Source organism: Pseudomonas sp. B1-22 (genome assembly GCF_050474425.1).
Taxonomy (GTDB): Bacteria; Pseudomonadota; Gammaproteobacteria; order Pseudomonadales; family Pseudomonadaceae; genus Pseudomonas.
In genome coordinates, this window is the sequence record NZ_JBCHVH010000004.1 from 537,803 (window position 1) to 551,871 (window position 14,069).

Below are 14,069 nucleotides of genomic sequence, written 5' to 3' on the forward strand. Positions count from 1 at the left end.
TTATAGCCCCGCGGGCGCCGCCGCGTGAACCCCCGGGGTGGTCAGCGGCGCGCGGCCAGCGAGTCGGCCAGCACGCAGAGCAGCTCGAACATCATGGTGGCGCCCACCAGCGCGGTCGCCCCGCCCTGGTCGAAGGGCGGCGAGACTTCCACCACGTCGGCGCCGATCAGGTTCAGCCCCTGCAAGCCACGGATCATGTGCTGCGCCTGCAGCGTGGTCATGCCGCCGATCTCCGGCGTGCCGGTGCCGGGGGCGAAGGCCGGGTCGAGCACATCGACGTCGAAGGTCACATAGGTCGGCTCCTGCCCTACCACGCGTCGCACTTCGGCGAGCGTGGCCTCGACCCCCAGTTCGGCGAACTCTTCCATGTGGATCACGCGGATGCCTTGCTCATGGGCAAAGGCTTCATCGTCGGCGTCGTAGATCGAACCGCGAATGCCAATCTGCACCGTCCGCTTCGGATCGAGCAGCCCTTCCTCGATGGCACGGCGGAACGGCGTGCCGTGGGTGTAGGGGTTGTCGCCGAAGTAGCGGTCGTTGGTGTCGGAGTGGGCGTCGAAATGCACCATGCCGATCGGCCGCTCGGCGGCCAGCGCACGGAAGATCGGCAGGGTCACCAGGTGGTCGCCGCCCACCGACAGCGGCACAGCACCGGCGGCATGGATGCGCCGGTAGAAGCCCTCGATGCGCTTGAGCGAATCGAGCAGGTCGATGGGGTTCACCGGCGCATCGCCGATGTCGCCGACACGCACCAGGTCGTAGGGCGCAATGCGGCTGACGTGGTGCACCTTGCGCATCAGGCTCGACTGGTTGCGTACCTCGCGCGGGCCGTGGCGGGCGCCGGCGCGGTTGGTGGTGCCACCGTCCCAGGGCACGCCGAGCAGGGCGATGTCCACCTGCGCCGGGTCCTCGAAGATCGGCAGGCGCATGAAGCTGGGGATGCCGGCGAAGCGGGGAATCTCGGCGGCGTCCATGGGCTGGGGAAAGTCATGGTTCATGGGGCGTCTCCTGATGGGAAAGGGTTTCAGTCGGCCTGCGCCTGAAGGCTGGCAGCGGGCGCGCCGGCCAGGCTGACCACCACGAAGGTGACCAGGCTGGCGAGCAGGCCGTAGGCGATGGGGGTGTTGGCGAGGATGCCGTCGATGGCCATGAACAGGACCACCACCAGGCTGCCGGCCACGATGCTGGCAATCGCCCCGCGCGCCGAGGCGCGGCGCCACAGCAATGCGCCGAGGATGGGCACCAGCAAGCCGCCGACCAGCAGGTTGTAGGCGATGCTCAGGGCGCCGATGACGTCGTTCACCAGGCACGCCAGAACCAGCATCACCACGCCCATCAGCAGCGTGAACAGGCGGCTCTCGCGCAGGCCGTTGGGCGCGCCGGGGCGCAGGAAGCGCGCGTAGACGTCCTCCTGCAGCACAGTGGCGGCGGCCAGCAGGCAACCGGAGGCCGTGGACATGATGGCCGACAGTGCCGCTGCCACCACCAGCCCGCGCAGGCCCGGAGCGAGCACCTGGCGGGTGATCTCGGCGTAGGCGTTCTCCGGGACCGCCAGGTTCGGGATCAACACGTGCGCGGCGGCGCCGATCAGCGCGCAGGCCAGGCCGTAGAGCATGCAATAGACCCCGGCACCGAGGCCGGCGTAGCGCACCACCTTCTCGCTGCGCGCGGTGAACACCCGTTGCCAGATGTCCTGGCCTATCAGCGCACCGAAGAAGTACAGCAGGAAATAGGTGAGGATGGTGTCCAGGCCGATGTGGCCGAGATCGAAGAAACCCGCCGGCAGCACTGCCTGCATGCGCGACAGGCCGCCCGCCTCGTGGATCGACAGCGGCAGCAGTACGGCAAAGATGCCGAGGGTCTTGATCACGAACTGGATGATGTCGGTCAGGGTCAGCGACCACATGCCGCCGATCACCGAGTAGACGATGACGATACCGCCACCGCAGAGGACCGCCGGGATGCGCGGGACATCGAAGACCACCTCGGTCACCGAACCGATGGCGATGGTCGCGGTGACCGCCACCATCAGGTCATAGGCGACCATCACGATTCCGCCGATCAGCCGCGAGGACGCCTGGTAGCGCTGCTCCAGAATCTGCGTGACGGTGTAGACCTTCAGCTTCGCGATCTGCCGCGAAAACACCAGGCTTAGGACGATGATCCCCAGCCCCAGCATGAATACCAGCCACAGGCCTGACAAACCGTAGAGATAGCCGAGCTTCACCGTGCCGATGGTGGACGCGCCGCCCAGGACCACGGCGGCCATGGTGCCCAGGTAGAGGCCGGGGCCGAGCCGGCGCCCTGCCACCAGGAAGTCGTTCTGGTTGCGCGCCTTGCGCATTCCGTACCAGCCCAGGGCAAGCATGCCCAGGGCGTAGACCAGCATGATCAGGTAATCGAGCAGCATCGCGGGAGGCTCCTGTTGTTGTTGTGTGGGATGCAGGCCGTCGCCGGACAAGCCTGATCCGCCCTGCCCTTCGAACAAATCCCCGATGCCGGAAGCCAACTTTCGCAGCCACGAAAGTGACACTTCAGGCCGCGCCAGACGGCGCCGTGCACCCTCCTCCCGCTGCCTTCGAGAAAAAACTTCGCCTTCGCCAACTGCTTGATTCGTATACGTATGTTATCGTTGTAAACACTGTATACAGCGTAAACGGAGCTGTTCAAAAATTGACCACCGTTGTCTCTTTCCGCGCCGATGACGCCCTCGTCGCGGCCCTGGACCAGCTGGCCCGCGCCACCCACCGGGACAGGCCCTACCACCTGCGCCAGGCCCTGGCGCAGTACCTGGAACGCCAGAGCTGGCACGTGGCGGCCATCGATGAAGGGGTGGCAGACGCCGATGCCGGCCACTTGCTGGATCACGCCGCCATCGAAGCCAAGTGGGGGCTGGCATGAGCTTGCAGTGGACGCACAAGGCCGCGGCCGACCTGGACGCCATCTACGACCACTACGTCGTGCTGATCGGGCCGGAGAAGGCGCTGCGCGCCATCCAGGACATCGTCGAGCAGGTCCGCCCGCTGGCGAACCTCGACCTGAGCAGCAGCGGCGTGCCCAGCGAAGTGCCCGGCGTCAGGGAATTGCCGGTCGAGCGCTGGCCGTATCACGCCGCCTACCGGGTAAAGGGCCGTTCTGTACAGATTTTGCGCATCGACCGTGTGGATAACTCGGGGTAAAAGTGGCCACACGGTTACAAAATATTTCAAAGTATTGACTTTTTAATTTGATCAAAAATCATACAAATATATACATAAGGTATATTTGGTCACTTTTAGTTCTTTATTGTTTTATTTGGTCTAATTACAAACTTTCACTTCATAAATAGTCATTTTTTCTGAGCGACGACTGACTTTTTTCCAGGCAACAAAAAACCCGGCCTTGGCCGGGTTTTCGTTTTTCCGAGCTTATTTTCGAAAGCGGATCAGGCAGCCTGCCAATCGACCGGCAATTGCCCTTCTTTCCAGGCGAAACGGTCGAGGTGGCTGACCACCACGTTCTGCAGGCGCTCCAGCGCCTCGGCATCCGCGGCCTCGGCGTCCATCAGTAGCGCGTCGGGCGTGGCGTGCAGGCAGCAGGTGCCGAAATCGAAACGCAGCACGCCGCGATTCTCGGTCAGCTCGACCGGGAGCTTGTGGGCGAAGTGGTTGCACAGGCGCTTGAGGTAGCGCGAGGCGTCAGGGGTGGCGACAGTGGCACGGCTCAGCGGCATCGTTCTCTTCTCCTTTTTCGGGAGTTGCCATGCTAGGCGGGGGAAATCCAGGGAAAAACCCGCTATTTTGCCTTTCACTCTTAAGCGGAGCTTCACAATGGACAACCTCAAGGGCATGGCGGTCTTCGCCACCGTGGTGGCTCGCGGCTCCATGGCAGCGGCCGCCGAAAGCCTCGGCATGACGCCCTCGGCCGTCAGCCAGCAGATCCGCAAGCTCGAAGCCCATGCCCAGGTGACGCTGCTGCACCGCACCACCCGCAAGCTGACCCTGACCGAGGCGGGCGAAGCCTTCTACCGCAGTTGCGCGCAGATGCTGGCGATCGCCGAGGAAGCCGAGCAACGCCTGGGCGAATGGCGCGAGGCGCCGGTGGGCGAGCTGCGCCTGGCCGCCCCGGTGGGCTTTTCCGGCAAGCTGATCACCGAGGCCCTGCGTCCGTTGCTGGAGAACCATCGCCAATTGCGCCTGCAGCTGTTCTTCCACGACGAGCAGATCGACCTGGTCGAGCAGCGCATCGACCTCGCCATCCGCGTCGGCAGCCTGGCCGATTCCAGCCTGGTGGCGCGTCACCTGGCCGAGTGGAACAACGTCATCTGCGCCGCGCCGTCCTACCTGCGGCGCATCGGGCCCGTCGACCACCCGCAGCAGCTGCAGGGTGTGGACTGGCTGGCGCTGAACACCGTGGCGCACCAGGGCTACCTGAACTTCAGCGGACCGGGCGGGGAGGGCTGCAAGCTGCGCCTGGAGCCCCGCGTCGCCGCCAACAGCATGATCGCCCTGCGCCAGTTCACCCTCGACGGGCTGGGCGTGTCCGCGCAGCCTGAACCGGAAGTCCGCGAAGCACTGGAGGAGGGCCGCTTGCAGCGGCTGTTGCCGGACTGGACGCTGCCGCCGTTCGGCATCTACGCCGTGACCCCGCGCCGCGATGCCCAGCCGGCCAAGGTCAAGGTCGCCATCGAGGCGCTGCGTCGCCACCTCGGCGGCTCGTCGCGCCTGCGTTTCCAGGCGCCGGTCTGAACGGCGCGCTAACATGGGCGCCCCATCGACAGGAGTATTCCCATGGCCCGGAACTGGACCTGCAAGCACCACAGCGACCTGAGCAAGGAAGAGCTGTACGCCATCCTCAGCCTGCGCACCGAAGTCTTCGTGGTCGAGCAGAAATGCCCCTACCAGGAAGTCGATGGTCTCGACCTCGTCGGCGACACCTGCCACCTGATGGTGGAGGAGGGAGGCCAGCTGGTCGGCTACCTGCGCCTGCTGGACCCCGAGCGCCACGACGGCGACGTGGTCATCGGCCGCGTGGTGATCGCCCCGGCAGGGCGCGGCACCGGCCTCGGGCACCAGCTGATGGAGCAGGCGCTGGAGGCTATCGCCCAACGCTGGCCCGGCCTGCCGATCTACCTCTCGGCGCAGGCGCACCTGCAGGGCTATTACGGCCGCTACGGCTTCACGCCGGTCACCGAGGTCTACCTGGAAGACGACATCCCGCACATCGGCATGCGCCGCGAGGCCTGACCGTCACGCCGGGTAATGGCGCGTCAGGAAGTCGCTCAGTAGCGCATTGACCCGTTCCGGCTGCTGGTTCTGGATCCAGTGGCCGCAGTCCGCCAGCACATGCTGTTCCAGATTGGGCACATGCTCGGGCATGCGCTGCAACGTGTAGGCCTCGAAACGCCCGACCGGGTCGCGGTCGCCGATCAGGAACAGCGTCGGCTGCTCGACCTTGCGCCCAGCCAACGGCTCGGTGCGTTGCCAGGTCCGCTCGAAATTGCGGTACCAGTTCAGCGCGCCATGGAAGCCACGGCCCTCGAAGGTGCGCACATACCACTGGAAATCCTCGGCGCTGCACCAGCTCGGGTGCGCAGGCGGCGAGGGCAGGCCGTCGAACAGGCAACCATCGGGCGATTGCTCCGGTGCCAGGCGCACGTTGTCGCCGAGGAAGTGGCGCAGGCTCAATCCGATGTCCGCGTTCAGCTCAGCCTCGGCGCGGCCGGGCTGCTGGAAGTAGAGGATGTAGAAGAATTTACCGGCGAACACCTCGCGCATGATCTCCACCGCAGGACGCTTGGCGCGACCGGCGAAGGGCACCGACAGGGTCACCAACACCTCCACGCGTTGCGGCTCCAGCAGCGCCAGGTGCCAGGCCACCGGTGCACCCCAATCGTGCCCGATCATCGCCACGCGCTCGTGGCCGAGCGCGTCCATGGCGCCCTGGATATCCGCGCAGAGCGTCAGCACGTCATAGGCGTCTCCCGCCTGCGGCGCACTGCTCTGGCCGAAGCCGCGCATCTCCGGGGCGAACACGCGGTAGCCGGCCGAGGAGAGCGCACGCATCTGGTGCTGCCAGGAATGCCAGCACTCGGGAAAGCCATGCAGCAGCCACACCGGCCTGCCGTTCGCCGGACCGCAACTGTAGAGGCTGAGCTGGATGCCGTTGACCGCCAGCAGTTGATGTTCGAACTCGTGCATGACGCGACCTTCCGTGAGAGCCAGATTCAACTATGCCGCGCCTGGCTCGCAGCCCGAATCGTATTCATCGGGCGAATGTAGCGCTCTCACCAGCATCCCACGCCGATGCATTGCCTGCAGGAGCGAGCTTGCTCGCGAAAGGTCTGCCTCCGGGCATCTCCCTCGGTTCTACAAAAAGCACGGGGCCACCTACTCGACAAGAAAAAACGACCATCGTATTCTGCACAGCGAAACACTATTCCGTTAAAACAAATCAATAGCGGAGCTCAGCATGTCAGAGGCGGTACAACACGAACGCCGGGGCGAGATCGCTCTGGTCACGGTCGACAGCCCACCGGTGAACGCCCTTGGACAATCCGTCCGGGCCGGGCTGCTCAAAGCCTTCCAGCAGGCCGAGGCCGATCCGCAGGTACGCGCGGTGATGCTGGTGTGTGCCGGGCGCACCTTCATGGCCGGTGCGGATATCCGTGAGTTCGGCAAGCCGCCGCAGGCGCCCTTGCTATCGGAGGTGATCGAAGCCATCGAAGCCTCCAGCAAGCCCAGCGTCGCCGTGATCCACGGCACCGCCCTGGGCGGCGGCCTGGAAGTCGCTCTGGCCTGCCATTACCGCATCGCCCGCCGCGACGCCCAGGTCGGCCTGCCGGAAGTGAAGCTCGGCCTGCTGCCCGGCGCCGGCGGCACTCAGCGCCTGCCGCGCCTGGCGGGTGTGAAAAAGGCCCTGGAGATGATCGTCTCCGGCGCGCCGATCCGAGCAACCGAGGCCTTCGACAACGGCATCGTCGATGAACTGTTCGACGGTGATCTCATCGAAGCCGGCCTGGCCTTCGCCCAGCGCCTACTGGCGGACGGCAAGGGCTCGCGCCGCACCGGCGAGCGCAACGAGCGCGTGCAGGAAAGCGGCCTCGCCGAGCTGATTGCCCACAAGCGCGGCGACGTGCAGAAGCGCCTGCCCAGTCAGTTCTCCCCGCTGCGCTGCGTCGACGCGGTGGAAGCGGCGACGCAGTTGCCGCTGGGCGAAGGCCTGGCGCGCGAGCGCGAGTTGTTCCTGCAATGCATGGAATCGCCGCAACGCGCCGCGCTGATCCACGCCTTCTTCGCCGAGCGCGAAGCCGCACGGGTCGACGGGCTGGCCGCCGAGGTGCAGCCACGGGAAATCCGCCGCGCCGCCGTCATCGGTGGCGGCACCATGGGCGTCGGCATCCTGCTGTGCTTCGCCAACGCCGGCATTCCCGTGCAACTATTGGAAGTGAACGAAGAGGCCCTGCAACGCGGCCTCGACCGCGCCCGCAGCCTGTACGCCGCCAGCGTGGCGCGCGGCAGTCTGGGCGCCGAGGAGATGGAGCGGCGCATGGGCCTGATCAGCGGCGTGCTCGACTACGCCGCCCTGGGCGATGCCGACGTGGTGGTCGAAGCCGTGTTCGAGAGCCTGGAGGTGAAGCGCCAGGTCTTCGAACGACTGGACGCGGTCTGCAAACCCGGCGCGATTCTCGCCAGCAACACCTCATCGCTGGACCTCGACGAAATCGCCGCCTTCACGAAGCGGCCGCAGGACGTGGTCGGCCTGCACTTCTTCAGCCCGGCCAACGTCATGCGCCTGCTTGAAGTGGTGCGCGGCAAAGCCACCTCGGATGCCGTGCTGGCCACCGCCATGCAGCTGGGCAAGCGCCTGAAGAAGGTCGCGGTGGTGGTCGGCGTGTGCGACGGCTTCGTCGGCAACCGCATGATCTTCCCGTACGGCCGCCAGGCCGAATTCCTCCTGGAGGAGGGCGCCACGCCCGCACAGGTGGACCGCGCGCTGCGCACTTTCGGCATGGCCATGGGGCCGCTGGCGGTGCGCGACCTGTCCGGCCTGGACATCAGTCACGCGATCCGCTCGCGGCAGCGACCGAACCTCAAGCCGGGCCAGACCTTGCCCCGGGTGCTCGACCACCTGATCGCCGCCGGCATGCTTGGGCAAAAGACCGGCACCGGCTTCTACCACTACGGCGAAGGCGGCCGCGCCGCGCAGGACAACCCGGCGCTGCCGGCCATGCTGGAACAGGCCGCCGCCGAACGCGGCATCACCCGTGCACCGGTCAGCGATGAAGAGATCGTCGAGCGCTGCATCTATGCATTGGTCAACGAGGCCGCCCAGATTCTCGACGAGGGCATCGCCCAGCGCGCCAGCGACGTCGACGTGATCTTCCTCAACGGCTACGGCTTCCCCGCCTGGCGCGGCGGCCCGCTGTTCCATGCCGACAGCGTCGGCCTTGCGCACGTACTCGAACGAATCCGCGAGTTCCACCAGCGCCTCGGCGCCTGGTGGCAGCCCGCACCACTGCTCGAACGCCTGGTGGCCGAAGGCCGCCGCTTCGCCGATCTGTAGAGGACCCGCCATGGACATCCATTTCACCCCCGACGAACTGGCGTTCCGCGATGAAGTCCGCCATTTCCTGGAAACCAAGCTGCCCAAGGACATCGCCGCCAAGGTGCGCCTGGGCAAACACCTGACCAAGGCCGACCACCAGCGCTGGCAGCGCGTGCTCGCCGAGCAGGGCTGGTACGCCACGCACTGGCCGGAGGAGTTCGGCGGCACCGGCTGGAACGCCGTGCAGAAGCACATCTTCGAGGAGGAATGCGCCGCATTCGGCGCGCCGCGCACCATCCCCTTCGGCGTCAACATGGTCGCCCCGGTGATCATCAGGTTCGGCACGCCCGAACAGCAGGCGCACTACCTGCCGCGCATCCTCGACGGCACCGACTGGTGGTGCCAGGGCTACTCCGAGCCCGGCGCCGGCTCCGACCTCGCCTCGCTGAAGACCCGCGCCGTGCGCGACGGCGACCACTACGTGGTGAACGGCCAGAAGACCTGGACCACCCTCGGCCAGCACGCGGATTGGATCTTCTGCCTGGTGCGCACCGACCCCGAGGCACAGCAGCAGCGCGGCATCAGCTTCCTGCTGATCGACATGCAGAGCCCCGGCATCACCGTGCGCCCGATCATCACCCTGGACGGCGAGCACGAGGTCAACGAGGTGTTCTTCGACAACGTGCGCGTACCGCTCGAGAACCTCGTCGGCCGCGAGAACGAAGGCTGGACCTGCGCCAAGTACCTGCTGACCTACGAGCGCACCGGGCTGGCCGGCATCGGCGCATCCAAGGCGGTGCTCGCCCACCTGAAGCAGGTCGCCAGCCGCGAGCTGTGCGACGGCAAGCCGATGATCGAGGACCCGCTGTTCCGCGCCCAGGTGGCGGAGGTGGAGATGCAGCTGATGGCCATCGAGATGAGCACCCTGCGCATCCTCGCCGCCGCCCGCGAAGGCGGCGTACCGGGCGCCGAGAGTTCGATCCTGAAAGTGAAGGGCACGGAGATCCGCCAGGCGATCAGCCACTTGCTGCGCAAGGTGCTCGGCCCCTACGCGCTGCCCTTCATCGAGGACGAGTTCGAGCTGGGCGCCGAGCCGCTGCACGCCGACTATTCGGCTGCACCGGCCAGCCAGTACTTCAACCTGCGCAAGCTGTCGATCTTCGGCGGCTCCAACGAAATCCAGAAGAACATCGTCTCCAAGATGATTCTCGAGCTGTGAGGCCAGGACCATGGACTTCAAACTGAGCGAAGAGCAGCAGATGCTGCAGGACACCGCGGCCCGCCTGGTCCGCGACGCATATCCGTTCGACAAGCGCGAGGGTTTCAGCCGCTCCGAGCTGGGTTATAGCGCCGAGTTCTGGCGCCAGCTCGGCGAGCTGGGGCTGACCTCGGTGTCGCTGCCGGAGGCCTACGGCGGCTTCGGCGGCGGCGTCGAGAGCATGCTGGTGCTCACCGAACTGGGCCGCGGCCTGTGCCTGGAGCCCTACCTGCAATCGGTGGTGCACGGCGGCGGGCTGATCGCCCAGCTGGGCAGCGACGCGCAGAAAGACCACTGGCTGCCGCGCATCGCCAGCGGCGAAGCACAACTGGCGGTCGCGCTGGAAGAGCCGCAGAGCCACTACCAGCTGCACGACGTGCAGACCCGCGCGGAGCAGGCCGGCAACAGCTGGAAGCTGAGCGGGCGCAAGGCGGTGGTGATCGGCGGGCAGAGCGCCACGGCGATCCTGGTCTCGGCGCGGATCTCGGGCAATGCGCGGGACGAGGCGGGCATCGGCATGTTCCTGATCGATCCGCAGCAGCCCGGCGTGGGCCGCCGCGAGTACCCGACGGTGGACGGCCAGCGCGCCTGCGAGCTGTTCCTCGATGGCGCTGTCGGAGAAGCCATCGGCACGCCGGGCGAGGCGCTGCCGGCGCTGCGTTATCAACAGGGACGCGCCATTGCCGCGCAGTGCGCCGAGGCCCTCGGCAGCCTGCAGGAAGCCTGCGCGCTGACCCTGGACTACCTCAAGACGCGCAAGCAGTTCGGCATCCCCATCGGCAAGTTCCAGGTGCTGCAGCACCGCATGGTGGACATGCGCAGCGAACTGGAGCAGGCCACCAGCATGGCGATCCTCGCCGCCTGCGTCGCCGACCAGCCCGACAGCACCGAGCGCAGCCGCACCCTGGCCGCCGCCAAGTTCATCGTCACCCGCGCCGCGCGCTACGTGGCCGAGCAGGCAATCCAGTTGCACGGCGGCATCGGCATGACCTGGGAATACGTGCTGGCGCATCACGCCAAGCGGCTGGTGATGCTTAGCCATCAGCTGGGGGACGATGATCATCATTTGAAGGTGTATGCGGGTTTGATGGAAGTCGCCTGAGACGCTTGCCGGCCCTTGTAGGAGCGAGCTTGCTCGCGAACCGCCCAGCGCCGTAGTCGCCGGTGAATCCGTTCGCGAGCAAGCTCGCTCCTACAAAAATCGACTTCCAGAGAAACTTCCGCACACACCGGAGCGCCCCTTCAGGAGGCCGAGTGGAATCGGAGTTTCAGGGGTTGAGCGGCATGGATGCCGCGAGAGCGTCGTCGGGCCAGGGATGGCCCGTCGACGCGTGCCCCTGAAACTTCGATGGAGCGAGGGGAGTCCCGCGAAGCGGGACCCGGATGCAGGGGCGAGCCTTCTTGGTTACTTCTTCGGCGTTTGGAAGAAGTGACTCGCCCGAGGGGGCGAAACAAGAAGCCCGCGCGCACGCCGAAGCGATGCGGGAAACAAGGCGTGAGGCAGACACATCGCGGACGAAGTCCGCTCCTACGCGGGCGCATAAGGCAGGCGTTCACATAGAACACCGAGTCAGCCGCGATGGATTTCGCGGAGAAGAGCTAGGCACCCCCCTCGCTCCTACGAAAGCCGCTCTCCCGGTCAGGGAATATCAGGCCCCGAGGCTCTCGATATCCCGCGCCAGCATCTCCAGCTCATGGGCCAGCGAGCCGCGTAGCGTCTCCTCGCTGAGCTGGAACGACGGCGCCCCGCAGGTCAGCGCCATCAGCCCGCCATCCGCCAGACGCAGCGGCACGCCGGCCGCGCGCACGTTGCGGTCCCAGTCGCCCAGGGACAGGCAGAACCCATGCTGGCGGTATTCCTCGAACGAAGCCTCCAACGACTCGCGCATCACGCTCCAGTCGCCTTCATGGCGCGCTTCCAGCGCCGACAGCAGATGCTCACGCTCCTGCTCCGGCGTCGCGGCGAGGTAAGCGCGGCCAGCGGCGGTAGTCGCCAGCGGCAGACGCACACCGGCGTCCATACGCAGCGAGGTGGCTTCCGGCGGGCGGCAGTTCTCCACGTAGATCATCGACAGCCAGTCACGGCAGGTCAGGCCGACCGTGGTGTTGGTGCGGCGGGCGAAGGCGTCCATGTATGGCTTGGCCAGCTGGCGCACCCGCAGGTTGGACACGTAGGCATACCCCAGCGCCAGCACGCCGGAATCCAGCTGGTACTTCTCGTGCTGCTGCGAGTAGCAGAGGTAGCCCAGCTTGGTCAGGGTGTAGGTCATGCGCGACACGGTGGGCTTGGGCAGCCCGGTGATCCGCGAGATTTCCTGGTTGCCGAGCACCACCGAGCCGTGGGTGAAGGCGCGCAGCACGTCCAGCCCGCGGGCGAGGGCCTCGACGAACTTGCGGTCCTTGGGGTTGCTGCTGTCTTCGACGTCGTCGCTCATGGGGCCTCGGCGGGGAAATCCTGTTGACGGGCGCCGCTGGCGGCGCGGGCGAACGATAGCAGATCGGCTGCATTTCCCGCAGCGGTCCCGAACCTGCTCGTTGCGTCGCGTCAGCCTATCGCATACCATCGATTTCGACACACTGTTTCGCTGTGCAGAACAATAATTCAAGGCTCAGAGAAAAAGTACGGAGAAGTCGATGCCCGCTCAACCGACCGGATACGTAGCCCGTGAGATCGCCCGACACGGCTACGGGAACCTCCACGACCTGCTGCGCGACGCCTGTCGCGAGTTTCCCGAACGCCTCGCCTTCTCCTGTGGCGACAGCCACCTGAGCTTCGCCGAGCTGGAGCGCCAGGCCGACGCCTTCGCCCGCTACCTGCGCCACCACGCCGGCCTGCAACCCGGCGAGCGCCTGGCGTTGATGCTGCCCAACTCCCTGCAGTACCCCATCGCCACCTTCGGCGCGCTGAAGGCCGGGGTGGTGCTGGTGAATACCAACCCCCAGTACACCGCCAGCGAACTACGCCACCAGCTGGCCGACTCCGGCGCCAGCGCCGTCCTGCTGCTCGACCGCCTGCTGCCGCTGCTGCGCGGCGTGCAGACACACAGCGCGGTGCGGCAGGTACTGCTGACTTCCATCGACGATATCGAGCACCCACAGTTCGACAGCGACGAAGCCGATTGCACGCGCTTCCAGCAGGCCCTGCGCCTGGGCGCCGACGCACCGCCGCTGGACGCCGAGCCCGGACTGGACCGCCTCGCGCTGCTGCAGTACACCGGCGGCACCACGGGCGTCTCCAAGGGCGCCATGCTCAGCCACCGCAGCCTGCTCGCCAACGTCGTGCAGACCCTCGAACTGTTCCTGCGTCCCGGCCTGCTGGAGCCGGCCACCGACATGCGCATCGCGCCGCTGCCGCTCTATCACATCATGGCGTTCGCCACGAACCTGCTGTCCTCGGTGGGCATGGGCCTGCACACGGTGTTCATCCGCGACGGCCGCAACCTCGACGAGATCATCGGCGCCATGCGCCGTTACCCCTTCACCCTGATGAGCGGGATCAACACCCTGTTCGTCGGCCTGATGAACCACCCGGACTTTGCCAGCATCGACTTCAGCCACCTCAAATGGGTGACCTCCGGCGGCGCGCCGCTGAACCGCGAAGTCGGCCGGCGCTGGGAAGAACTGACCGGCGCGCCGGTGCGCGAAGGCTTCGGGCTGACCGAGGCGTCGCCCGTAGTCTCCACCGGCACCCTGCTGAGCCCGTACCGCGAGGGCTACGTCGGGCAGGCGCTGGTGGACACCGAGCTGCGCACCGTGGACGAGGAGGGCAACGACACCGGCCCCGACCAGCCCGGCGAGCTGTGGCTGCGCGGCCCGCAGGTGATGCAGGGCTACTGGCAGCGCCCGGAGGAGAGCGCCCAGGTGCTGACCGAAGACGGCTGGCTGAAGACCGGCGACATCGCCGAACTGGATGCCGACGGCATGCTGAAGATCGTCGACCGAAAGAAGGACATGATCCTGGTCTCGGGCTTCAACGTGTTCCCCAACGAAGTGGAAGACGCGGTGATGCGCCATCCCGGTGTGCGCGAATGCGTGGCCATCGGCGTGCCGGACGCGCGCAAGGGCGAAGCGGTGAAGCTGTTCGTCAGCCTGCGCGACCCCGCGCTCGATGCGGCGGCGATCATCGCTCACTGCCGCGAGCACCTCACCGGCTACAAGGTGCCAAGCTTCGTCGAGGTGCTTGAGGAGTTGCCCAAGACCGCCGTCGGCAAGTTGCTGCGCCGCCAGCTGCGCGACCTGGAACTGGCCCGGAGAACCACGGCATGAGCGCAGCGTCTATGGTTGA

The 14,069-nt window shown here is 66.6% G+C and carries 13 protein-coding genes; 8 read left to right on the forward strand and 5 right to left on the reverse strand.

The features are described from left to right. Positions 1 to 41 precede the first annotated feature (41 nt). Together speB and ACQ5BL_RS18040 are read right to left on the reverse strand one after the other, a co-directional pair. Positions 42 to 998 carry an agmatinase gene (gene speB / locus ACQ5BL_RS18035; RefSeq protein WP_243807092.1) on the reverse strand — a complete coding sequence of 319 codons (957 nt, stop codon included), beginning with the start codon at positions 996 to 998 and terminating at the stop codon, positions 42 to 44. Between the two features lie 26 nt (positions 999 to 1,024). Further along, a complete protein-coding gene (locus ACQ5BL_RS18040; RefSeq protein ID WP_243807093.1) occupies positions 1,025 to 2,410 on the reverse strand; it encodes a sodium:solute symporter in 1,386 nt (461 codons plus the stop codon). Positions 2,411 to 2,673: 263 nt separating this feature from the next. On the opposite strand from ACQ5BL_RS18040, the gene ACQ5BL_RS18045 reads away from it, so the two are divergent. Both ACQ5BL_RS18045 and ACQ5BL_RS18050 read left to right on the forward strand, forming a co-directional pair. Further along, positions 2,674 to 2,901, forward strand: a complete 228-nt coding sequence (locus ACQ5BL_RS18045; protein ID WP_243807094.1) for a CopG family ribbon-helix-helix protein — start codon at positions 2,674 to 2,676, stop codon at positions 2,899 to 2,901. Beyond that, positions 2,898 to 3,179, forward strand: coding sequence for a type II toxin-antitoxin system RelE/ParE family toxin (locus tag ACQ5BL_RS18050; protein ID WP_207884812.1), 282 nt, complete (start codon positions 2,898 to 2,900; stop codon positions 3,177 to 3,179). The genes ACQ5BL_RS18045 and ACQ5BL_RS18050 overlap by 4 nt, the downstream gene beginning before the upstream one ends. Before the next feature lie 245 nt (positions 3,180 to 3,424). Here ACQ5BL_RS18050 and ACQ5BL_RS18055 read toward each other — a convergent pair whose 3' ends face one another. Then, positions 3,425 to 3,712 (reverse strand): DUF2218 domain-containing protein, encoded by a 288-nt coding sequence (locus ACQ5BL_RS18055; RefSeq protein WP_243807095.1) that lies wholly within the window; start codon positions 3,710 to 3,712, stop codon positions 3,425 to 3,427. A gap of 97 nt (positions 3,713 to 3,809) precedes the next feature. Between ACQ5BL_RS18055 and ACQ5BL_RS18060 the strand changes: the two genes are divergently transcribed. Beyond that, on the forward strand, positions 3,810 to 4,727 hold the full coding sequence (locus ACQ5BL_RS18060) for a LysR family transcriptional regulator (protein WP_243807096.1): 918 nt from the start codon (positions 3,810 to 3,812) through the stop codon (positions 4,725 to 4,727). A 42-nt stretch (positions 4,728 to 4,769) separates the two neighbouring features. Further along, a complete protein-coding gene (locus ACQ5BL_RS18065) occupies positions 4,770 to 5,225 on the forward strand; it encodes a GNAT family N-acetyltransferase (RefSeq protein WP_243807097.1) in 456 nt (151 codons plus the stop codon). A 3-nt stretch (positions 5,226 to 5,228) separates the two neighbouring features. Here the strand turns inward: ACQ5BL_RS18065 and ACQ5BL_RS18070 are convergent, their stop codons facing one another. After that, on the reverse strand, positions 5,229 to 6,179 hold the full coding sequence (locus tag ACQ5BL_RS18070) for an alpha/beta fold hydrolase (protein WP_243807098.1): 951 nt from the start codon (positions 6,177 to 6,179) through the stop codon (positions 5,229 to 5,231). A gap of 271 nt (positions 6,180 to 6,450) precedes the next feature. On the opposite strand from ACQ5BL_RS18070, the gene ACQ5BL_RS18075 reads away from it, so the two are divergent. Genes ACQ5BL_RS18075 through ACQ5BL_RS18085 form a run of 3 tightly spaced genes read left to right on the forward strand, consistent with a single transcriptional unit; the run spans position 6,451 to position 10,886 of the window. Beyond that, positions 6,451 to 8,544 (forward strand): 3-hydroxyacyl-CoA dehydrogenase NAD-binding domain-containing protein, encoded by a 2,094-nt coding sequence (locus ACQ5BL_RS18075; protein WP_243807099.1) that lies wholly within the window; start codon positions 6,451 to 6,453, stop codon positions 8,542 to 8,544. A gap of 10 nt (positions 8,545 to 8,554) precedes the next feature. Further along, the gene (locus ACQ5BL_RS18080) at positions 8,555 to 9,745 is read left to right on the forward strand and encodes an acyl-CoA dehydrogenase family protein (RefSeq protein ID WP_243807100.1); all 1,191 of its coding nucleotides are present in this window, start codon (positions 8,555 to 8,557) and stop codon (positions 9,743 to 9,745) included. A gap of 10 nt (positions 9,746 to 9,755) precedes the next feature. After that, the gene (locus ACQ5BL_RS18085; protein WP_243807101.1) at positions 9,756 to 10,886 is read left to right on the forward strand and encodes an acyl-CoA dehydrogenase family protein; all 1,131 of its coding nucleotides are present in this window, start codon (positions 9,756 to 9,758) and stop codon (positions 10,884 to 10,886) included. A 547-nt stretch (positions 10,887 to 11,433) separates the two neighbouring features. Here ACQ5BL_RS18085 and ACQ5BL_RS18090 read toward each other — a convergent pair. Further along, complete coding sequence (locus ACQ5BL_RS18090; protein ID WP_207884820.1) at positions 11,434 to 12,219, reverse strand: IclR family transcriptional regulator; 786 nt, start codon at positions 12,217 to 12,219, stop codon at positions 11,434 to 11,436. A 199-nt stretch (positions 12,220 to 12,418) separates the two neighbouring features. Here ACQ5BL_RS18090 and ACQ5BL_RS18095 point away from each other — a divergent pair, with 199 nt between their 5' ends. Then, positions 12,419 to 14,050 (forward strand): long-chain-fatty-acid--CoA ligase, encoded by a 1,632-nt coding sequence (locus ACQ5BL_RS18095; RefSeq protein WP_243807102.1) that lies wholly within the window; start codon positions 12,419 to 12,421, stop codon positions 14,048 to 14,050. The last annotated feature ends 19 nt before the right edge of the window (positions 14,051 to 14,069 follow it).

Coding starts and splice junctions, on each gene's coding strand:
- ACQ5BL_RS18090 (WP_207884820.1), bottom strand. CDS start 12,219: ATGAGCGACGACGTCGAAGACAGCAGCAACCCCAAGGACCGCAAGTTC.
- ACQ5BL_RS18085 (WP_243807101.1), top strand. CDS start 9,756: ATGGACTTCAAACTGAGCGAAGAGCAGCAGATGCTGCAGGACACCGCG.
- ACQ5BL_RS18075 (WP_243807099.1), top strand. CDS start 6,451: ATGTCAGAGGCGGTACAACACGAACGCCGGGGCGAGATCGCTCTGGTC.
- ACQ5BL_RS18065 (WP_243807097.1), top strand. CDS start 4,770: ATGGCCCGGAACTGGACCTGCAAGCACCACAGCGACCTGAGCAAGGAA.
- ACQ5BL_RS18050 (WP_207884812.1), top strand. CDS start 2,898: ATGAGCTTGCAGTGGACGCACAAGGCCGCGGCCGACCTGGACGCCATC.
- ACQ5BL_RS18060 (WP_243807096.1), top strand. CDS start 3,810: ATGGACAACCTCAAGGGCATGGCGGTCTTCGCCACCGTGGTGGCTCGC.
- ACQ5BL_RS18055 (WP_243807095.1), bottom strand. CDS start 3,712: ATGCCGCTGAGCCGTGCCACTGTCGCCACCCCTGACGCCTCGCGCTAC.
- ACQ5BL_RS18070 (WP_243807098.1), bottom strand. CDS start 6,179: ATGCACGAGTTCGAACATCAACTGCTGGCGGTCAACGGCATCCAGCTC.
- ACQ5BL_RS18095 (WP_243807102.1), top strand. CDS start 12,419: ATGCCCGCTCAACCGACCGGATACGTAGCCCGTGAGATCGCCCGACAC.
- ACQ5BL_RS18080 (WP_243807100.1), top strand. CDS start 8,555: ATGGACATCCATTTCACCCCCGACGAACTGGCGTTCCGCGATGAAGTC.
- ACQ5BL_RS18040 (WP_243807093.1), bottom strand. CDS start 2,410: ATGCTGCTCGATTACCTGATCATGCTGGTCTACGCCCTGGGCATGCTT.
- speB (WP_243807092.1), bottom strand. CDS start 998: ATGAACCATGACTTTCCCCAGCCCATGGACGCCGCCGAGATTCCCCGC.